An 18,546-nucleotide genomic window follows, 5' to 3' on the forward strand; every position below is an offset into this window, starting at 1 on the left:
GGTCAGCGCCACCACTGCGGCTGTTGGCCGCTTGTTAGAATTTCATTTACGCGAGAAGTGGATCACCAGCTTGTCGCCGACGGTTTGCAGCACTTGCACCAGAATCAGCAGCAGCACCACGGTGACGATCATTACGTCCGGCTGATAGCGCTGATAACCGTAGCGCACAGCCAGGTCGCCCAAACCGCCGCCGCCAATCAGGCCGGACATTGCGGTGTACGAAACCAGGGTGATGGCGGTAACGGTGATGGCGGCAAAAATCCCCGGCAGCGCTTCCGGCAGCAAGGCATTGATTACGATCTGGCGAGTGGTTGCGCCCATCGCCTGCGTGGCTTCGATGATGCCGCGATCAACTTCGCGCAGCGCGGTTTCAACCAAGCGTGCGAAGAATGGCGTGGCGCCCACTACCAGCGGTGGAATCGCACCGGCAACGCCCAGCGAGGTGCCGGTGACCATCACGGTGAGCGGGATCATCAAGATCAGCAGGATCACGAATGGCACCGAGCGCAACACGTTAACCAGCAGCGAAAGGAAGCCGTAAAAGGCTTTCTGTTCGAACATCTGCCGTGGGCTGGTGAGGAACAGCAGCACGCCCAGTGGCAAGCCGAGCACGATGGTAAACAGCAGCGAACCGCCGAGCATGCTCAGCGTGTCGAGGGTGGCCTGCCAGATTTCCAGCCAGTCGACGTTAGGGAACAGACTGGTCATTAGCGCAGTACCTCCAGGTGAACATCTGCCGCTTTGAAGCGTTCCAGCGCGGCCGCCAGATCACCGCCGGTGAGGGCCAGCGTCAGTTGGCCGTACGGGGTGTCTTTGATGCGATCAATGCGCCCCGCGAGAATGCTGTAGTCCACGCCGGTTTCGCGGGCAACGGTGCCCAGCAGCGGCGCATACGTGGCCTCGCCCTGGAATGTCAGACGCAGAATGCAGCCCTGAACATGGGCAAAATCATCGCGCTGCTCGTTTTCGTCAATCTGCTCCGACTCCTGCACAAAGCGCTTGGTGGTCGGGTGCTGCGGGTGCAGGAACACATCGGCAACCGCGCCCTGCTCGACCACAATACCGGCGTCCATCACCGCCACGCGGTCACACACACGGCGGATAACATCCATCTCGTGGGTAATCAGCACGATAGTCAGGTTCAGTTCGCGGTTGATCTCGGCCAGCAACTGCAAGACCGACGCCGTGGTCTGCGGATCAAGGGCGCTGGTCGCTTCGTCGCAGAGCAGGATTTTCGGGCGGGTAGCCAGCGCACGAGCGATGCCGACACGCTGCTTTTGGCCGCCGGAGAGCTGCGCCGGATACTTATCGGCGTGTTCGGTAAGGCCAACGCGATCCAGCAGTTCGCTGACGCGCTGGGCAATCTGGCTGCCCGACATGTCGCCGGCCAGTTGCAGGGGCATGGCGACGTTATTGGCGACGGTTTTCGACGACAGCAGGTTGAAGTGCTGGAAGATCATGCCGACTTGCTGGCGAAAACGCCGCAGACCGTTGGCGTCGAGTGCGGTGACATCTTCACCGTCGATATCGATACGTCCGCCAGACGGCTCTTCAAGGCGATTAATCAGGCGCATGAGGGTACTTTTCCCCGCGCCTGAATGGCCGATGATGCCGAACACCTGGCCGCGATCAATGTGCAGATCCGTTGGCTGTAACGCCGGAATCTCTTCGCCATTGACGCGATAGGCCTTATGAACCTGTTGAAAATTGATCACGCTTAAAACCTTTTGGGTTTGTCGAGCTGCCGGATAGGCACAAAAGCCGCTTAGTTTAACCGGCGCTGGTTAGGTCGCAAAAATCTTTGTAGACCTATGGTTATAGCTGGATTGCATTAAAAATGTGGCTGACTGGCGCAGATTACTGCCTGCGATGATCAGCATAGACCTCAGATCACGCTGCCTGCAGCAGATTGCCCCGGCGTGTGGCCTTTTGCCGTGTTGGTTTAACGGCCATTGCGCCGGGGCAACGCGAAGCTGAGCAAGAACAGCCCGGCGGCGCACACCACAATGGATGGCCCGGCCGGTGTGTCTTTGAACCACGACAGGCTGAGCCCGCCGCATACCGCGACAATCCCCAGCAGGCTGGCGCCAAAGGCCATTTGCTCGGGCGTTCTGGCGTGGCGCTGGGCCGCGGCAGCCGGGATGATCAGCAGCGAGGTGATCAGCAATACGCCGACAATTTTCATCGCCACGGCAATCACCACGGCAATCAGCAGCATCAGGCTCAGGCGAATAGCCGCGACGGGCAGGCCTTCAACCTTGGCCAGTTCCTCGTGCACGGTGATGGCCAGCAATGGCCGCCACAAGATTGCCAGCAGGATCAGCACAATCGTGCTGCCGCCAAGTATCCAGGCGAGGTCGGTGGGGCCGACGGCGAGCAGGTCGCCAAACAGGTAGGCCATCAAGTCTATGCGCACATCGCGCATGAAGCTCAGCACCACCAGACCCAGCGACAAGGTACTGTGCGCGAGAATTCCCAGCAGCGTGTCGGAGGCCAGCGGCTGCCGGCTTTGCAGGGTGACCAGCAAGGCGGCCAGCAACAGGCAGCCAACGGTAACGGCGAAGGTCGGGCTCACATCCAGCATCAGGCCCAGCGCCACGCCGAGCAACGCGGCGTGTGAGAGCGTGTCGCCGAAATAGGCCATGCGCCGCCACACCACGAACGAGCCCAGTGGGCCGGCAACTACTGCAAGCGCGAGACCTGCGAGCAAGGCGTTAACAAGAAAATCAGCCATGCTTGCAATCCGGCCCGTGTACATGAGGTGGGTTGGTGACTACAGCGCCGTGCAGATCATGCGCGTGGTCGTGATGGTGGTGATAAATCGCCAGGCTGCGGGCATCCTGACCAAACAGTTCGACGAACGCCGGATCGCCGCTGACCTGCGCCGGGTGGCCGGAGCAGCAAACGTGTCGATTGAGGCAGACCACCTGATCGGTGGTACTCATGACCAGATGCAGATCGTGGGACACCATCAGCACGCCGCAATTGTGACGGTCGCGCAGTTTGGTAATCAGCCGGTAAAGCTCGGCCTGACCGGCAACATCAACGCCTTGTACCGGCTCGTCGAGCACCAGCAATTCGGGTTTGCGCAGCAGGGCGCGGGCCAGCAGCACGCGCTGCAACTCGCCGCCCGAAACAGTCTGCAGCGGGCTCTCCAGCACGTGTTCGGCGCCCACTTCACTGAGTGCGGCCAGTGCGCTGGCGCGATCGACTCCTGGCACCAAGCGCAGGAACCGCAGCACATTGAGCGGCAGTGTGGCGTCTACATGCAGCTTTTGCGGCATGTAGCCCACGCGCAATTTGGGCTTGCGCCACACCTCGCCACTGTCGGCTTTGAGCAGGCCCAATACCGCGCGTACCAAGGTGGTTTTACCGGCGCCATTGGGGCCGATAAGTGTGACGATTTCGCCGCGCTTAACGCTCAGCTGAACATTTTGCAGCACCGGTTGGTCGGCAAAGTTGACGGTAATGCCGTCCAGGCGAATCAGTGCCTCGCTCATGCCGACTCCCGGCAGCCAGCACACAGGCCAACCACTTCGACGGTCTGGCTTTCGACGGTGAAGCCGACGGTCTGGGCGCACTGGATAATCGCGTCGCTGATGGCGGCCTGCTCAAGTTCGATGGCGGCGTGGCACGTCCGGCAGATCAGGAACTGGCCCTGATGCGCAAGCTCCGGCTGGTTGCAGCCGACAAAGGCGTTGAGCGAGGCAATGCGGTGCACGAGGCCGTTTTCGAGGAGAAAATCCAGCGCCCGGTAAACCGTCGGCGGCGCGGCGCGGCGGCCGTCTTCTTCGCTCAGCACCGCGAGAATGTCGTAAGCGCCCAACGGCTTGTGGCTCTGCCAGACCAGTTCAAGCACGCGCTTGCGCAGCGTGGTCAGGCGCAAACCCTGACGCGCACAAATGCTTTCTGCTTCTGCCAGCGCGTGGCTGACGCAGTGCGAGTGGTCGTGAGGCCTTGAGGCGAGCGGTGTCTGAGTCATGAGCGGCGACGTTTTGCAAAAGAGACGTTATGATATTACATCTTCTATTCAATTGGGTATTTCCTGTGCTGCGTATTTTTGCCGCTGGCGCGTTATCTCTGGCGACTTTACTGGGCAGTGCGCTGGCACGCGCCGATGTGCAGTTGCTGACCAGTATCAAACCTCTCCAGTTAATTGCTGCCGCGGTGCAGGACGGCGTCGGCACGCCTGACGTTTTGCTCCCGCCCGGCGCTACGCCGCATCAGTACGCGCTGCGGCCCTCGGATATTCGCCGAGTCGGCAATGCCGATCTGTTTTATTGGGTCGGCCCTGAGCTTGAGACCTTCTTGCCGCGCGTACTGGCCGATCGCAAATTACCCAGCGTTGCGGTGAAAGACTTGCCGGGTATGCAGTTGCGCTACTTTGGCGAAGGTGAAGAGGCAGCGCATGCGCACGAAGACGAACATGCCCACGCGCATGAGGATGAGCACGAGCATGAGCATGAGCACGAGCATCACGACCATGATCATCGTCCCGGCAGCCTGGATGCTCATTTGTGGTTATTACCAGCCAACGCTGAGGTGATTGCCGCGCGCATGGCGGCTGATCTGACGGCGCTGGACCCGGCCAATGGCGATAAATATGCCGCTAATCTGCAGGCCTTCAAGGTTTCGGTCGAGGCGTTGGATGTGACCCTGCGCGGCCAGATCGAGCCGATCAAGCACGCGCCCTACTTCGTGTTCCATGAAGGCTACGACTATTTCGAGGCCGCATACGGGATTAAGCATGCCGGCGTGTTCAGCGCGTTGAGCGAAGTTCAGCCGGGCGCACGACATGTCGCCGCCATGCGCAAGCAACTTGAACAGGCGGGACCGACGTGCGTGTTTACCGAGCCGCCGTTGCGCCCTCGCCTTGCCGACACCCTGACTGAAGGCTTGCCGGTCAAGGTAATGGAACTGGACCCGATGGGTAACGGTTTGGCAGTTAATGCGCAGGGCTATACGACCTTGCTCGCCAATCTGGGCAGGAATCTCAGCGGTTGCCTTGGCGGCTTGTAAGTGCAGCGCCCGATCAGTGCTGCCACGGCTTGCGCAGCACTGATCGAGCAGCTTCAGGCGTGCGGTTTAAAGCGCCATCGGCAGCGGCAAGTGCACTTGCTGACGTTGCTCCAAGCGGTGCAAGAACTCAGCTGGGTCGTGAATCAGCACTTCCTGTCCGGCATGCGACTCGGCAGCGATAAAGCGTGACAGCCAGAAACGCAGGCAGGCCACGCGCAGCATCGCTGGCCACAACTCAGCTTCACGGGGGGTGAACGAGCGCTGCGCTGCATAGGCTGCCAGCAATGCCCGGGCACGCGGCGCATTGAGCTGGCCGTCGGCGTCGGAGCACCAGTCGTTCAGGGTGATCGCCAAGTCATACAGCATCGGCCCCGAGCAGGCGTTGTAGAAGTCGATAACGCCGGTCAGGTGATTGCCGTCGAACAGCACATTGTCGCGGAACAGATCGGCGTGCAAGTTGGCGCGCGGCAGATCAAGAATGCTCGGTTTCAGCTCGGCGATTTCAGCCAGTGCGGCCTGAACCATCGGCTGTTGGCTGTCGGGCAGGTTCAACGCCAGCCCCGGCCCTTCGAGCAGCATCCAGTCGAGACCGCGGTCACTCTTGCGCTCAATAATCGCGTCACGGGTTGCCAGGTGAATGCGTGCGAGCAGCGCACCCACTTCCTGACAGTGATGCGCATTGGCGTCGCGCACATGCTTGCCGCTCAAGCGCGGCTGCAGCAGCGCAGGTTTTTCGCAGAGGCGCCGCAAGGCATCGCCACTTTCAGTGCGCAGTGCATATGGCACCGGCAGGCCTGCGTTATGCAGCACATCGAGCAGCTCGATAAAGAACGGCAAGTCATCACTTGGGCCGCGCTCAATCAGGGTCAGGACAAACTCGCCCTGCTCCATGCTGACAAAGAAGTTGCTGTTCTCACTGCCAGCGGCAATGCCCTGGAAGTCGCGCAGCTGCCCCAGCCGATAAGGTTCAAGGAACGTCTCAAGCTCGGGGCGTTGCACAGGGGTAAAAACCGACATGTCAGGCGTGCCTTACCATTCGAAAATTTTCCATGCCGGGATCAGCATGTCCGGGTCATCTGAACGGACGAAATTGCCGTCGCTGCCGTCAGAACGCACGAGGAAATAGGGCGGGCCGTTCTTCGGGGTGATTTTGATCGCATAGAGAAAACCGTTAACCCGGTATTCGGAAACGGTACGGTCACCTTCCTGGCGAATGGTGACATCCGGCTCGCCCGACACCGGTTCTTCGGCGTGAGCTGTGAGTGCGGCAGTGGCGAGTAAACCAGCAAGCAAAAGGCGATTTATTGTGCGCATGGTAACCTTGCTCTTTTGTCGTCAACGATAAGGCTATTCTAACAGGCTATTGGCAAACTACTGAGGGCCAGACGCGCTTAATGCGCAGGTACATGAGGGCAAATTCATGACCTGTAGCAATTTAGCGGGTGATTGTCCGCTTCAGTTGTCTGCCGCGTCCTGTTGGTGAATCTGCCTCCGTCGCAAAGGTTGAATCTGCTCATGAGCCAAACCCCTCTCGTACTGGTCGACGGTTCCTCGTACCTGTACCGCGCCTTCCATGCCCTGCCCCCGATGACCACCTCGAAAGGTGTGCCTACGGGCGCGGTCAAGGGCGTGTTGAACATGCTCAAAAGTTTGCGCAAGCAATACCCGGACAGCCCCTTTGCGGTGATTTTCGACGCCAAGGGCGGCACCTTCCGTGATGAGATGTTCGCCGAATACAAAGCCAATCGCCCGTCCATGCCGGATGATCTGCGCGTGCAGGTCGAGCCGTTGCATGCCAGCGTCAAGGCGCTGGGCTTTCCGCTGTTGTGCGTTGAAGGCGTCGAGGCCGATGACGTTATCGGTACCCTCGCCCGCAAAGCCGCTGCCGAAGGCCGTGATGTGGTGATCTCTACCGGCGACAAGGACATGGCGCAGCTGGTGTGCGAGCACGTAACGCTGGTCAACACCATGACCGGCAGCGTGTATGACATTGCCGGGGTTATCGAGAAGTTTGGCGTCGGCCCGGAATTGATCATCGATTATCTGGCGCTGATGGGCGACAAGGTCGACAACATTCCGGGTGTGCCCGGCGTCGGTGAAAAAACCGCACTGGGTTTGTTGGTGGGTGTTGGCGGCGGCCTCGATGTGATCTACGCCAATCTCGACAAGGTTCCGAGTTTGCCAATTCGCGGGGCCAAGACCCTGCCCGCCAAGCTCGAAGAGCACCGTGACATGGCGTATTTGTCTTACAAGCTGGCGACGATCAAGCTCGATGTTGAGCTGAGTGTCGAAATAGACGATCTGCATCCCGGTGAAGAAGACTTGCCGGCACTGGCCGAGCTTTACGCCATGCTGGAGTTCAAGAGCTGGCTGGATGCCGTGCAGCGCAAGAACAAAGCACCGGCAGCCAAGGCAGCACCTGCAGACTCGGTCGTGGACCTGTTCTCCGATGCGCCCGCCACTGCACCGCTGACAGGTGTTGCTTATGAGCAGTCTGCGCCGGCTGAGACCGTTGCTGCAGACGCCGATGTAACCGCTGATGAAGCACCTGCGGGCGACTATCAGATTATTCTTGAGCAGGCCGACTTCGACCGTTGGCTGGAAAAGCTTAATAAAGCCGACCTCATCGCCTTTGACACCGAAACCACCAGCGTCGATGCTCAGCAGGCGCAACTGGTGGGCCTGTCGTTTGCGGTTAAAGCCGGTGAAGCCGCTTACATTCCGGTGGCGCACTCGTACATGGGCGTGCCGACTCAACTCGACCGCGACAAAGTGCTCAAGGCCCTCAAGCCGATTCTTGAAGACCCGAAAAAAGCCAAGGTCGGCCAGAACGCCAAATATGACATCAACATTCTGGCCAACGCCTCAACGCCGATCAGCGTGCAAGGCGTGGCATTCGACACCATGCTCGAATCCTACGTGCTCGACTCCACCGCGACCCGTCACGACATGGACAGCCTGGCGCTGAAATACCTCGGCCACAGCAATATCCGTTTCGAAGACATCGCCGGCAAAGGCGCGAAACAGCTGACATTTGATCAGATCTCCCTCGAGCAAGCCGGCCCGTATGCCGCGGAAGATGCCGACGTAACCCTGCGCCTGCACAACACGCTGTGGCAAAAGCTTGAGGCTGTGCCGAGTGTGGCCAAGGTGCTGCAGGAAATCGAGATTCCGCTGGTGCCGGTGCTCGCTCGTATTGAGCGTCAGGGCGCGTATGTCGATGCCAAGCTGCTCGGCGAACAGAGTCAGGAGTTGGGCGAGAAGCTGGTGGCGCTTGAGCGTGAAGCGTTTGCGATTGCCGGCGAGGAGTTCAATCTGGCCTCGCCCAAGCAATTGGGGGTGATTTTGTACGAAAAGCTGGGTTATCCCATTATCAGCAAGACCGCCAAGGGCCAGGCTTCCACGGCCGAAGCGGTACTTGCCGAGCTGGCTGAGCAGGATTACGAACTGCCGAAAGTGCTGATGCAATACCGTAGCCTGAGCAAGCTGAAAAGCACCTACACCGACCGTTTGCCGGAGCAGATCAACCCGCGTACAGGGCGCATCCACACCAGCTACCATCAGGCTGTGGCGGCGACCGGGCGCTTGTCGTCATCTGACCCGAACCTGCAGAACATTCCGATTCGCAGCGCCGAAGGCCGGCGTATTCGTCAGGCTTTCGTCGCGCCCAAGGGCTACAAGCTATTGGCAGCCGACTATTCGCAAATCGAACTGCGAATCATGGCCCATCTCGCGCAGGACGCGGGCCTGCTCGACGCCTTCCGCCACGACCTCGACGTGCACCGCGCAACGGCGGCCGAGGTATTCGGGGTTGAGCTTGATCAGGTCAGCACGGATCAGCGCCGCAGCGCCAAGGCGATCAACTTCGGCCTGATTTACGGCATGAGTGCGTTTGGCCTGGCGAAACAGATCGGCGTGGACCGTAAACAGTCGCAAGCCTATATCGACCGTTATTTCGCGCGTTATCCGGGTGTGTTGGCCTACATGGAGCGCACGCGTGAGCAGGCGGGTGAGCAAGGTTATGTCGAAACCCTGTTTGGCCGTCGCCTGTACCTGCCGGAAATCAACGCCAAGAACGGCGCTTTGCGCAAAGGCGCGGAGCGCACCGCTATCAATGCGCCGATGCAGGGCACGGCGGCAGACATCATCAAGCGGGCAATGATTGCTGTGGATAACTGGCTCGTCGAGTCCGGGCTTGATGCGCGGGTTATTCTGCAGGTTCACGATGAATTGGTGCTTGAGGTACGCGAAGATCTGGTCGAACAGGTCACCGAGCAGATCAAGCAGAAAATGGCGGCTGCCGCCGAGCTGGATGTGCCTTTATTGGTCGAGGTTGGCGTGGGCAACAACTGGGACGAGGCGCACTGATACGCCCTAGATAGAGCGGTCGGAAGATTTTATTCGACCGCTTGTGCAACATAAGCCATTGAATTATTAAGGTTATTTATTTAATCGCAAAACGTTTTGAAAAAACCCTGAACTTTGTCTGAACACGCACAGTCAGAGATTGTGAACGGCCTATAAAGCCCTTCATTGCTCCTTTGTTGTGTTAAGTGTTGGCAGACATCTGGACCCCGCCCTAGCGGTTCAGACCTTAAACCCCGGGCCTCTCCCTCCCCATACGAGACTCGGGGTTTTTTTTGCCTGAAGAAAAGTTCAGGCAGGCCAAATAATGATCCCGTCGCCATCGACCGGAACGGGCTGGCGGAGGATGGTTAACCCGCAGGGTAAACCGTCATAACGATTGAACATTCGACGCAAAAGCAGCGCCAGTCGAAAGGCCGCCATGACGGAAGCCGCGATGCGGATTCCATCCTCCACCAACAGTTCGATCACGCACGGAGGATGGTTAACCCGCGGGGTAAACCGTCATAACGATTAAACATTCGACGCAATGGCCGCGCCTGTCGGAAGGCCGCCATGACGGAAGCCGCGGTGCGGATTCCATCCTCCATCAACAGTCCGGTCCCGCACGGAGGATGGTTAACCCGCAGGGTAAACCGTCATAACGATTGAACATTCAACGCAAAAGCCGCGCCTGTCGCGAGGCCGTCATGACGGAAGCCGCGTTGCGGATTCCATCCTCCACCAACAGTCCGGTCACGCACGGAGGATGGTTAACCCGCAGGGTAAACCGTCATTGCGATCGAACATTCAACGGCAAAAGCCGCGCATGTCGGGAGGCCGTCATGACGGAAGCCGCGTTGCGGATTCCATCCTCCATCAACAGCCCGGTCAGGCACGGAGGATGGTTAACCCGAAGGGTAAACCGTCATGACAATTGAACATTCGACGCAAAAGCCGCGCCTGTCGGGAGGCCGTCATGACGGAAGCCGCGTTGCGGATTCCATCCTCCACCAACAGCCCGGTTACGCACGGAGGATGGTTAACCCGCAGGGTAAACCGTCATAACGATTGAACATTCGACGCAAAATCTCGCCTGTCGGAAGGCCGCCATGATGGAAGCCGCGTTGCGGATTCCATCCTCCATCGAACTGCCCGGTCACGACTGGAGGATGGTTAACCCGTAGGGTAAACCGTCATGGCGGTCTGGCGGATTGCCCTCTTGCTGGGGATATCCACCTTGCGGCTTATTGCGCCTCGTCAGACGGGGTCAGTTGCAGCCAGTCGGCCAATACCGCGTGCGCTTCTTCGATGCCCATGCGCTTTGGCGCCGAGAACAACTGGATGCTCACGTGATCACCCCAGCGCTGGCGGATTTCCTGCTGCACTTTGAGCAATGTGTTCTTGGCCGCACCAAAGGTCAGTTTGTCCGCTTTGGTCAGCAAAATATGCATCGGCATGTCGCTGGCCTGGGTCCAATCCAGCATCAACTGGTCGAACTCGGTCAGTGGATGACGAATATCCATCATCAATACCAATCCGCGCAGGCTCTCGCGGCTGCCCAAATACGCTTCAAGGTGTTTCTGCCAGTGCAGTTTCAGCGGAATCGGTACCTTGGCATAGCCATAGCCCGGCAAGTCGACCAGGCGTCGTTCTTCGTCCAGGCGGAAAAAGTTGAGCAGCTGAGTGCGGCCGGGGGTTTTCGAGGTACGCGCGAGGTTGGCGTGAGTCAGCGTGTTGAGTGCGCTGGACTTGCCGGCATTGGAGCGCCCGGCAAAGGCCACTTCATGGCCAGTATCGTCAGGGCATTGATCAACCTTGGCGGCACTGATCAAGAAGCTCGATTGCTGGCACAGGCCGATGATGGGGTTTTTAGCTTGCATAGGACATCCGGTGAGGGCGGGCTTAACTACAGCTCAGCTTATACTGACTGCGGTGCGGCACTTGCGACAATTGCGCGCATCCTGCCCTCTGCTGGTTAGCACGGCAAGCGGCGTCGTTTAAGTTTCAGTGTCGTCAGTATATAATGCCGGCGATTTTGTGTGCGCTTTGTCCTGATTCAGGTAAGTGTCCACGGGAACGACTAACATCTTCTGCGCGTAGAACGCAGACCGTTCCCCCCAGATGAGGTAGATCATGTGAAGAAGTTGCTGTTAGGTGCTGGTGCGCTGTTGTTATCTTTGAACCTGCAGGCTGCGCAAGATCCTGAGGCGGTTTATGCCAAGGCTTGTTCTGCATGTCATAGTGGTAACTTACCTACCGCGCCAAAACGAGGCGACAAGGCTGCCTGGGAACCGCGTCTGGCCAAGGGTACTGATGTACTGGTGCAGAGCGTTACCAATGGTCTTAATGCCATGCCGCCCGGCGGCTTGTGCATGGACTGCACGGCCGAGGATTACCAAGCTGTCATCAAGTTGATGAGCGAGTAAGCCCGGTCCATAACTTATTTTCTCTTAGCCGTAGTTGGATTAGCTGATGAACAAAATACTCGTGAGTCTGCTGTTGACCCTGGGGATCACCGGCCTGGCCCATGCCGCTGGCGACGCCACTGCTGGTCAGAGCAAAGCTGCTGTGTGTGGCGCCTGTCATGGTCCTGATGGCAACAGTGCTGCACCGAACTTCCCTAAACTGGCCGGTCAGGGTGAGCGTTATCTGCAAAAGCAGATCCACGACATCAAGGAAGGTCGCCGTACCGTTCTGGAAATGACCGGTATTCTCGACAACATGTCTGAGCAGGATATTGCCGACATCGCGGCGTATTTCGCCAGCCAGAAAATGAGCGTTGGCGCAGCTGACCCGGCACTGGTCAAGCGCGGTGAAGAACTGTTCCGTGGCGGTAAGCTCGAAGACGGCATGCCTGCATGCACCGGTTGCCACTCGCCGAATGGCGCAGGTATTGCGGCTGCAGGCTTCCCGCACCTGGGCGGCCAGCACGCGACTTACATTGCCAAGCAGCTGACTGACTTCCGCGAAGGCAACCGCACCAACGACGGCGACGCTAAAATCATGCGTATGATTGCTGCCAAGCTGAGCAACAAAGACATCGCCGCCGTTTCGAGCTACGTGCAGGGTCTGCACTGATCGCGTAACCGCTGGTAATGATGTGATCGAGAAAGGGTGGCAGTGGCCACCCTTTTTTGTTGAGTTCGTCGCTACAATAGCTTGAACCTGAGCCCAGCTAACGGGTCGAAAATATTCTGCCGCTGGGCGATGCTTATTTGCTAAGGAGTACTGCATGCGTAAATTGATTCTGGGTGCCGCACTGGTTGCCGCCAGCGTATTTGGCATGGCTGTTCAGGCCGAGCCGATTGAGGCAGGCAAGCAATATGTTGAACTGGCCAATCCGGTGCCGGTTTCTAAACCGGGCAAAATCGAAGTCGTCGAGTTGTTCTGGTACGGCTGCCCGCATTGCTATCAGTTCGAGTCGACCATCAACCCGTGGATCAAGCAGCTGCCGGATGACGTTAACTTCATCCGTATTCCAGCTATGTTTGGCGGTTTGTGGAACGTGCATGGCCAGCTGTTCGTCACGCTGGAGAGCATGAAGGTTGAAGATCAGGTGCACAGCGCCGTGTTCGCAGCCATCCACAAAGAAGGCAAGAAGCTGGCGACACCAGAAGAAATGGCTGAGTTTCTCGCCACTCTGGGCGTCGACAAAGACACCTTCCTGAAAACTTACAACTCGTTTGGCGTGAAGAGCCAGATCGAGAAAGACAAGAAGCTGGCGATGGCTTACCAGATCAGCGGCGTACCGACATTGATCGTCAATGGCAAGTATCGCTTTGATATCACCAGCGCTGGTGGCCCGACCCAGGCACTGGATGTTGCTGATCAACTGATCGCCAAGGAACGCGCCGCCAAATAAGCCGCGATCCGAGGCGCGGAGCTCGCGCATGCTGCGTCGCTGGACAACAAGCCGTAAGGTTGGCCTGTGTACTCCACAGGTCAACTCTGAGTGTCCAGCGAGTAGCCACTTGCCGGAAAATGGCCGGTTGCGCCTGCTCAGTTTCAACGTTCAGGTGGGTATCAGCACCGAGCGTTATCACCATTACCTGACTCGCAGTTGGCAGCATTTGCTGCCGCATGCCGGGCGCGCAGGCAATCTGCAGCGCATTGGCGAGATGCTGTCCGATTACGATCTGGTGGCCTTGCAGGAAGTCGATGGCGGCAGTGTCCGCAGCGGCAATATCAATCAGGTCGAGCACCTGGCTCGCCTGGGCGCATTTCCCTTCTGGTATCAGCAACTCAACCGTAATCTCGGACGCTTTGCCCAGCATAGTAATGGTGTGCTCAGTCGTGTGCGTCCGGCCCTGCTGGAAGACCATCCGTTGCCCGGCCCGCCCGGCCGTGGCGCGTTATTGCTGCGTTTGGGCGAGGGCGCTGACGCAATTGCAGTCGTGATGATGCATTTGTCGCTTGGATCACGCGCCCGTAACCGCCAGTTGGCGTATATTCGCGAGCTGATTGGCGGCTACAAGCACCAGATTCTGATGGGTGACATGAATACCCACGCCACAGATCTGCTGCAGAACTCACCGCTGCGAGACTTGCAATTGCTGGCCCCACAGGTCGCGGCAACGTTCCCCAGCTGGCGTCCGCAACGCTGTCTCGATCATATATTATTGAGCTCGGAACTGGCGTTGGAGCGGGTTGACGTGTTGGCCCTGCCGATTTCGGATCACCTGCCAGTGGCCATGGAAATTCGTTTGCCCCAAGCGTTGAGTAGCGGCCAGTTAATGGCGTTCGATACGCCATCAACCGGAAGTATTGAATGAGCGACAACGCCGATCGCTGGAAAGAAAAATATCTGGCCGGTCTAGAACAACAAGAAGCAATTGACGCCCGTTGGCAAGCAAGACTCGATCTCATGCGCAGAGGTCTGGTGCGCAGCAGCCTGGCTGCTGAAGGCGCCGATGCGGCTGTGGATCAGTGCATGCACTCGCTGCGCGAAGTGCTGCGTCAGGACGACATCGATAAAGGCCTTTCAGGCCTGATCCCACGGCTTGAGAAAGCCGTGCTGGACTCGGAAAAAAATCGCCATCTGAATATCGAGAAAATCGACTCGGCGTTGCTGCGCCTGGCCAGTCAATTGCTCGAACTTGAATTGCCGCGCGATTTGCGAAAATCTCTCAAGGACTTTTCCCGGCGGCTGGAAAAGCGCCAGGGTCATTCGAGTGAATTGCCCGGGCTGCTTGCCGAGCTGAGTCATTTGCAGAACCAGACGCTGGCAGCGCAGACCAGCAGCGCCAGTGAGCCAGCGCGGCAGCCACTGCTGGCTCGTTTGTTTGGTGGCCGTCAGAGTGCGCCGCTGGTCAGCCCGCAAGACAGTGCGCCGCTGGTTCAAGCCGACGCCACTGCAGAGCCTGTCGCCGGCAGCGCAGAGAGTGTCCAGGCCGAGATTGCCGCCGTGCCAGCAAACGGCGCGCTCGACAGTTTGCCCATGCCTGCCGACAGCCTGATGGTTGCGCCCACTGCGCTGCCGGCGGTCGAGTCGTCAGACGACGAAGCAAGCCCGGAACAAGCCGAAACCGCCGATGCCCAACCGGCGACACCTGAACCGGAGCCCGAGCAGGTCTACAGTCTGATCGCCAATCATGTTGAGCACACGCTGCTCAAATTGCTGACTGATCTGCCCCTGCCGGAGCAGCATCAGCAGCAGGCCGAAATGATGCGTGAGCGCATTCTGGTCGGGCTCAACATGTATGAACTGGTGCCGATCCTTGAGGATCTGGCCGTGCTCATGCTGGCCATTGCTGATGTTAGTCAGCACGAATTCGAAGGCTATCTCAAGCAGCTCAACGAGCGTCTCGAAAGTTTTCAGGGCAGCCTGCAAGAGGCGCAGGAAGGCCATGATGACGCCTCCAGCGCCGCGCGCGATCTGGATACCGAGCTGCGCGAGCAAGTCAGCGGGCTTAATACCAGCGTGCAAGAGGCGACCGATCTGCGCTCACTCAAGGAAGTGGTCGACTCACGCCTCAATGGCTTGCTGGGCACCCTGAGCGAACATCAGCAGAAACGTGAAGACCGTGACCGTGGAATTGCCGAGCACTTGCGCACACTGGTCGAGCGCGTCGCCAAGATGGAGCAGGAGGCCCTCGGCTTTCAGGAACATATCGAGAAGCAGCGCCAGCGTTCGTTGCTCGATACGCTCACCGGAATTCCCAACCGTGCCGCCTGGAACGAGCGCCTTGAGCTTGAGGTTGCCCGCTGGCAGCGCTACGGCGGCGAATTGCTGTTGGCGGTGATTGATATCGACCTGTTCAAGCGCATCAACGATGACTACGGCCACCTGGCCGGTGATCGGGTGCTGAAGATCATCGCCAAGATACTCAACAAGCGGCTGCGCCAGACCGATTTCATGGCCCGTTACGGCGGCGAAGAATTCGTGGTGCTGATGCCTGCTACATCGCTCGACAGCGGCATTCGTCTGGTCAATCTGCTGCGCACCTCGGTCGAAGCCTGTCCGTTCCACTTTAAAGGCGAGCGTGTGACCATCACGCTGTCAGCCGGTATCAGTGCGTTCAGTCCGGGCGATCAGGCCGATCAGGTTTTCGAGCGGGCCGATCAGGCGTTGTACCGGGCGAAAAGAGCAGGGCGCAACCGCGTGGTCAAGGCTGATTCGCGCGCCTGATTCGTACGTTTCCACCTGCCAATCAGGAACTTGCAGCGCTTCGCCAACAGACGTGAGGCGCGAACCCCTCTAGACTATGCGCATAGTCTGGAGAGTGGTGCATGGAAATACTGAGTATCGCGGTGCTGATTTTTTTGGTTACCGACCCCTTTGGCAATATCGCCATCTTTATTGCTGCCCTGAAAAACGTCGAACCCAAGCGCCGGCTTAAAGTTGCCGCTCGTGAGTTGCTGTTCGCGTTGGCCTTGTTGCTGTTGTTTCTTACCTTTGGTGACAAAGTTCTCAGTGGCCTGGGCCTGTCGCGTGAAGCAACAGCGATTGCCGGCGGTATCATCTTGTTCGTGATTGCCATGCGCCTGATTTTTCCGAGCCCGCAAGGTGTGCTTGGCGATGTTCCGGATGGCGAGCCGATGCTGGTGCCGCTGGCGACTCCGGCGGTGGCTGGTCCCTCTGCGTTGGCAGTGTTGATGACCCTGCGCAATACTCATCAGGGCGAGTTGTGGGAGCTTTACCTGGCGCTGATTCTGGCGTGGGCAGCGACTGCTTTCATATTGTTGCAGGCATCGCTCCTGCAGCGTTTCTTGGGTCCTCGCGGGTTAACAGCGGTTGAACGGCTGATGGGCATGTTGTTGATCATGCTCAGCGTCGATATGTTGCTCGATAACCTGCAAAGTGTGTTGCACATAACGCCATGAGATTTTTTGTTTTTGCTTTATTTTTCGCAGTGCTGGCCGGTTGCAGCAGCGGGCCGAGTATCGACACCAGCTACACGGCAACCGGGCAGGGCAGCCGCGTGCAATACATCGTGCTGCATTACACCGCTGCGGATCTGCCGCGCTCATTGCAACTGCTGACCCAGACCGATGTAAGCGCCAATTACCTGATTGGCGACAGCCCGGCGACCATCTACCGGCTGGTCGATGAAAATCGCCGCGCCTGGCATGTCGGGGTCAGTGAGTGGCAGGGCCGCACCTGGCTGAATAGCACCACGATTGGCATCGAATTGGTCAATCAGGGTTACCGCGACACGCCGAATGGCCGCCAGTGGGTGCCGTTTAACGAGGAGCAGATCGACACCCTGATCGTGCTGCTCAAAGACATCATGCAGCGTCACAATCTCAAGCCTGGCAGCATTATCGGCCACAGCGATGCCGCGCCGCAGCGCAAGGTTGATCCAGGCCCGCTGTTCCCCTGGAAGCGTTTAGCCGATGCCGGGTTGGTGCCTTGGCCAGACGCCAATCGGGTGCTGCTGACTCAACGCCAAATGGCCGGACAAGTACCCAGCGCCAGCTGGTTTCAGCAGCAGTTGAAGCGCCAGGGTTACACCGTGGAGCAGACTGGCGAGCTGGATAAGGCCACACGCAACGTGATTGCCGCCTTCCAGATAAAATACCGTCAGGCCCGCTATGATGGCGAGCCAGACACCGAAACCGCGGCAATTTTGCTGGTGCTTAACAGCATGCGCTGAGCGTTTCAGTTTGCCGCTGGCGTTGTGCCGATCAGTCTGGAATCGGCCAGCGCCGCTGTGCGGTGTCCGGTTTCCGCCTGATATTCAGGGTCGCTGATCATGCTCAGAAATGCCTGCTTGGACGGATAACGCACCAGCAACACTTGATCCCATTGCTCATCCGCCGGGGCAATCAGCGCCACATGCGCATTGGCCAGCACTTCGACCGACCCACCCACACCTTGCACCTTTTTCAGCGCAACGCGGCTATAGCGCGCGTAAGCCTGTTGGCCGCTGCAGGGGCTGTGCGGACTATCTGCCGGGTAGGCCGCCTGCGAATTGAAGCGCAGCAGATTGAGCATCAGGATCGGTGTGTTGGCGGGCATCCGTTCGGCAAACTCGGCAAGCTGTTCGCGGCTGGGATTGAGGCTCGGCATGGCAGTATTCCATTGAGTGATCATCTGCCCGAGAGTGCCTGACTCCCAGTGCGGGTCAAGGCTCATTGATTTGCCTGATAATTCGACTGGGGTACAGCGCAGCGGCGTTTGACTCAGATGGCGAGCAAGCTTTGCAGCGTGTTGCGCAACTGGTCGAGCTGGAATGGTTTGGTGATGGTCGCGATCAGGCCATTACTGCCGCCATTTTGCAGGCTTTGGTGTGGCTGTGCGTCGTAACCACTGGCGAGCAGTATGGGAATGTCCGGGCGTAATGCCTGCGCCTGTTCGGCCAGCTCCAGGCCACTGATGTCCGGCAGGCCGATGTCGGTCATGAGCAGGCTGAGGGCTTGCTCGCTGCGCAGGATTGTCAGAGCAGAGTCGGCATCTTCTGCGCCAAAAACGTTGTAGCCAAAGGCTTCAAGTACTTCCAGGGTGAGCGTTCTGACCACGGCATCGTCCTCAACCAGCAAGATGGTTTGAGCACTTGTCCTTTGTGTGTTGTCAGACGGGTTATGCATGGGCAGGCCTTCAAAAAAATAGCTGTTAATGGTGACAGAGTTGAGCACTTGCGTCTCGCAATCTGCCCATTACAGCCACCAAATGCGGCTCAATAAGGTTATAGATTGTTCTGCGGCTGGCGTGTGACATGAGTATCGTTGACTCGACGA

The 18,546-nt window shown here is 58.5% G+C and carries 20 protein-coding genes; 9 read left to right on the forward strand and 11 right to left on the reverse strand.

The window, feature by feature from the left end; genetic code table 11:
• Positions 1-42: 42 nt before the first annotated feature.
• From PMYSY11_RS00200 to zur, 5 genes are all read right to left on the reverse strand, one after another.
• Positions 43-708 (reverse strand): methionine ABC transporter permease, encoded by a 666-nt coding sequence (locus PMYSY11_RS00200; RefSeq protein WP_069900920.1) that lies wholly within the window; start codon positions 706-708, stop codon positions 43-45.
• Positions 708-1,715: a methionine ABC transporter ATP-binding protein gene (locus PMYSY11_RS00205; protein ID WP_150547995.1), complete on the reverse strand. Its 1,008-nt coding sequence runs from the start codon at positions 1,713-1,715 to the stop codon at positions 708-710. Before PMYSY11_RS00205 ends, PMYSY11_RS00200 begins: the two co-directional genes overlap by 1 nt.
• Positions 1,716-1,942: 227 nt before the next feature.
• Positions 1,943-2,734 (reverse strand): zinc ABC transporter permease subunit ZnuB, encoded by a 792-nt coding sequence (gene znuB / locus PMYSY11_RS00210; protein WP_150547996.1) that lies wholly within the window; start codon positions 2,732-2,734, stop codon positions 1,943-1,945.
• Positions 2,727-3,500: a zinc ABC transporter ATP-binding protein ZnuC gene (znuC, locus tag PMYSY11_RS00215; RefSeq protein ID WP_069900914.1), complete on the reverse strand. Its 774-nt coding sequence runs from the start codon at positions 3,498-3,500 to the stop codon at positions 2,727-2,729. The genes znuB and znuC overlap by 8 nt, the downstream gene beginning before the upstream one ends.
• A complete protein-coding gene (gene zur, locus PMYSY11_RS00220; protein ID WP_150547997.1) occupies positions 3,497-3,982 on the reverse strand; it encodes a zinc uptake transcriptional repressor Zur in 486 nt (161 codons plus the stop codon). The genes znuC and zur overlap by 4 nt, the downstream gene beginning before the upstream one ends.
• Positions 3,983-4,011: 29 nt before the next feature.
• Here zur and znuA point away from each other — a divergent pair, with 29 nt between their 5' ends.
• Positions 4,012-5,019, forward strand: a complete 1,008-nt coding sequence (gene znuA / locus PMYSY11_RS00225; protein ID WP_150547998.1) for a zinc ABC transporter substrate-binding protein ZnuA — start codon at positions 4,012-4,014, stop codon at positions 5,017-5,019.
• Between the two features lie 66 nt (positions 5,020-5,085).
• Here the strand turns inward: znuA and PMYSY11_RS00230 are convergent, their stop codons facing one another.
• Positions 5,086-6,036, reverse strand: coding sequence for a homoserine kinase (locus tag PMYSY11_RS00230; protein ID WP_150547999.1), 951 nt, complete (start codon positions 6,034-6,036; stop codon positions 5,086-5,088).
• A 12-nt stretch (positions 6,037-6,048) separates the two neighbouring features.
• A complete protein-coding gene (locus PMYSY11_RS00235) occupies positions 6,049-6,333 on the reverse strand; it encodes a DUF2782 domain-containing protein (protein WP_150548000.1) in 285 nt (94 codons plus the stop codon).
• Positions 6,334-6,534: 201 nt separating this feature from the next.
• Between PMYSY11_RS00235 and polA the strand changes: the two genes are divergently transcribed.
• Positions 6,535-9,387 (forward strand): DNA polymerase I, encoded by a 2,853-nt coding sequence (gene polA, locus PMYSY11_RS00240; RefSeq protein WP_150548001.1) that lies wholly within the window; start codon positions 6,535-6,537, stop codon positions 9,385-9,387.
• A 288-nt stretch (positions 9,388-9,675) separates the two neighbouring features.
• Here polA and PMYSY11_RS00245 read toward each other — a convergent pair whose 3' ends face one another.
• Together PMYSY11_RS00245 and yihA are read right to left on the reverse strand one after the other, a co-directional pair.
• Positions 9,676-9,855 (reverse strand): hypothetical protein, encoded by a 180-nt coding sequence (locus tag PMYSY11_RS00245; protein WP_150548002.1) that lies wholly within the window; start codon positions 9,853-9,855, stop codon positions 9,676-9,678.
• Between the two features lie 755 nt (positions 9,856-10,610).
• A complete protein-coding gene (gene yihA / locus PMYSY11_RS00250) occupies positions 10,611-11,246 on the reverse strand; it encodes a ribosome biogenesis GTP-binding protein YihA/YsxC (protein ID WP_150548003.1) in 636 nt (211 codons plus the stop codon).
• Between the two features lie 255 nt (positions 11,247-11,501).
• Between yihA and PMYSY11_RS00255 the strand changes: the two genes are divergently transcribed.
• From PMYSY11_RS00255 to PMYSY11_RS00285, 7 genes are all read left to right on the forward strand, one after another.
• On the forward strand, positions 11,502-11,792 hold the full coding sequence (locus PMYSY11_RS00255; RefSeq protein WP_069900902.1) for a c-type cytochrome: 291 nt from the start codon (positions 11,502-11,504) through the stop codon (positions 11,790-11,792).
• Positions 11,793-11,838: 46 nt separating this feature from the next.
• On the forward strand, positions 11,839-12,444 hold the full coding sequence (locus tag PMYSY11_RS00260; RefSeq protein WP_090512597.1) for a c-type cytochrome: 606 nt from the start codon (positions 11,839-11,841) through the stop codon (positions 12,442-12,444).
• A 154-nt stretch (positions 12,445-12,598) separates the two neighbouring features.
• Positions 12,599-13,228, forward strand: a complete 630-nt coding sequence (locus PMYSY11_RS00265) for a thiol:disulfide interchange protein DsbA/DsbL (RefSeq protein ID WP_069900898.1) — start codon at positions 12,599-12,601, stop codon at positions 13,226-13,228.
• 28 nt (positions 13,229-13,256) lie between these two features.
• Entirely contained in the window at positions 13,257-14,138 is an 882-nt protein-coding gene (locus PMYSY11_RS00270; protein ID WP_150548004.1) for an endonuclease/exonuclease/phosphatase family protein, read from the forward strand.
• A complete protein-coding gene (locus PMYSY11_RS00275) occupies positions 14,135-15,994 on the forward strand; it encodes a GGDEF domain-containing protein (RefSeq protein ID WP_150548005.1) in 1,860 nt (619 codons plus the stop codon). The genes PMYSY11_RS00270 and PMYSY11_RS00275 overlap by 4 nt, the downstream gene beginning before the upstream one ends.
• A gap of 101 nt (positions 15,995-16,095) precedes the next feature.
• Positions 16,096-16,689: a MarC family protein gene (locus tag PMYSY11_RS00280; protein WP_069900892.1), complete on the forward strand. Its 594-nt coding sequence runs from the start codon at positions 16,096-16,098 to the stop codon at positions 16,687-16,689.
• Positions 16,686-17,462 carry an N-acetylmuramoyl-L-alanine amidase gene (locus PMYSY11_RS00285; protein ID WP_150548006.1) on the forward strand — a complete coding sequence of 259 codons (777 nt, stop codon included), beginning with the start codon at positions 16,686-16,688 and terminating at the stop codon, positions 17,460-17,462. Before PMYSY11_RS00280 ends, PMYSY11_RS00285 begins: the two co-directional genes overlap by 4 nt.
• Before the next feature lie 5 nt (positions 17,463-17,467).
• Here the strand turns inward: PMYSY11_RS00285 and PMYSY11_RS00290 are convergent, their stop codons facing one another.
• Both PMYSY11_RS00290 and PMYSY11_RS00295 read right to left on the reverse strand, forming a co-directional pair.
• A complete protein-coding gene (locus tag PMYSY11_RS00290; protein ID WP_069900888.1) occupies positions 17,468-17,878 on the reverse strand; it encodes a DUF1330 domain-containing protein in 411 nt (136 codons plus the stop codon).
• 113 nt (positions 17,879-17,991) lie between these two features.
• The gene (locus PMYSY11_RS00295) at positions 17,992-18,396 is read right to left on the reverse strand and encodes a response regulator (RefSeq protein WP_150548007.1); all 405 of its coding nucleotides are present in this window, start codon (positions 18,394-18,396) and stop codon (positions 17,992-17,994) included.
• Positions 18,397-18,546: the final 150 nt, after the last annotated feature.

The sequence above is a fragment of the Pseudomonas marincola genome (genome assembly GCF_900682675.2).
Lineage (GTDB): Bacteria > Pseudomonadota > Gammaproteobacteria > Pseudomonadales > Pseudomonadaceae > Aquipseudomonas > Aquipseudomonas marincola.

Coding starts and splice junctions, on each gene's coding strand:
- PMYSY11_RS00295 (WP_150548007.1), bottom strand. CDS start 18,396: ATGCATAACCCGTCTGACAACACACAAAGGACAAGTGCTCAAACCATC.
- znuC (WP_069900914.1), bottom strand. CDS start 3,500: ATGAGCGAGGCACTGATTCGCCTGGACGGCATTACCGTCAACTTTGCC.
- PMYSY11_RS00285 (WP_150548006.1), top strand. CDS start 16,686: ATGAGATTTTTTGTTTTTGCTTTATTTTTCGCAGTGCTGGCCGGTTGC.
- znuA (WP_150547998.1), top strand. CDS start 4,012: ATGATATTACATCTTCTATTCAATTGGGTATTTCCTGTGCTGCGTATT.
- PMYSY11_RS00280 (WP_069900892.1), top strand. CDS start 16,096: ATGGAAATACTGAGTATCGCGGTGCTGATTTTTTTGGTTACCGACCCC.
- PMYSY11_RS00230 (WP_150547999.1), bottom strand. CDS start 6,036: ATGTCGGTTTTTACCCCTGTGCAACGCCCCGAGCTTGAGACGTTCCTT.
- PMYSY11_RS00270 (WP_150548004.1), top strand. CDS start 13,257: ATGCTGCGTCGCTGGACAACAAGCCGTAAGGTTGGCCTGTGTACTCCA.
- znuB (WP_150547996.1), bottom strand. CDS start 2,734: ATGGCTGATTTTCTTGTTAACGCCTTGCTCGCAGGTCTCGCGCTTGCA.
- polA (WP_150548001.1), top strand. CDS start 6,535: ATGAGCCAAACCCCTCTCGTACTGGTCGACGGTTCCTCGTACCTGTAC.
- zur (WP_150547997.1), bottom strand. CDS start 3,982: ATGACTCAGACACCGCTCGCCTCAAGGCCTCACGACCACTCGCACTGC.
- PMYSY11_RS00200 (WP_069900920.1), bottom strand. CDS start 708: ATGACCAGTCTGTTCCCTAACGTCGACTGGCTGGAAATCTGGCAGGCC.
- PMYSY11_RS00275 (WP_150548005.1), top strand. CDS start 14,135: ATGAGCGACAACGCCGATCGCTGGAAAGAAAAATATCTGGCCGGTCTA.
- PMYSY11_RS00290 (WP_069900888.1), bottom strand. CDS start 17,878: ATGCCGAGCCTCAATCCCAGCCGCGAACAGCTTGCCGAGTTTGCCGAA.
- yihA (WP_150548003.1), bottom strand. CDS start 11,246: ATGCAAGCTAAAAACCCCATCATCGGCCTGTGCCAGCAATCGAGCTTC.
- PMYSY11_RS00235 (WP_150548000.1), bottom strand. CDS start 6,333: ATGCGCACAATAAATCGCCTTTTGCTTGCTGGTTTACTCGCCACTGCC.
- PMYSY11_RS00265 (WP_069900898.1), top strand. CDS start 12,599: ATGCGTAAATTGATTCTGGGTGCCGCACTGGTTGCCGCCAGCGTATTT.
- PMYSY11_RS00260 (WP_090512597.1), top strand. CDS start 11,839: ATGAACAAAATACTCGTGAGTCTGCTGTTGACCCTGGGGATCACCGGC.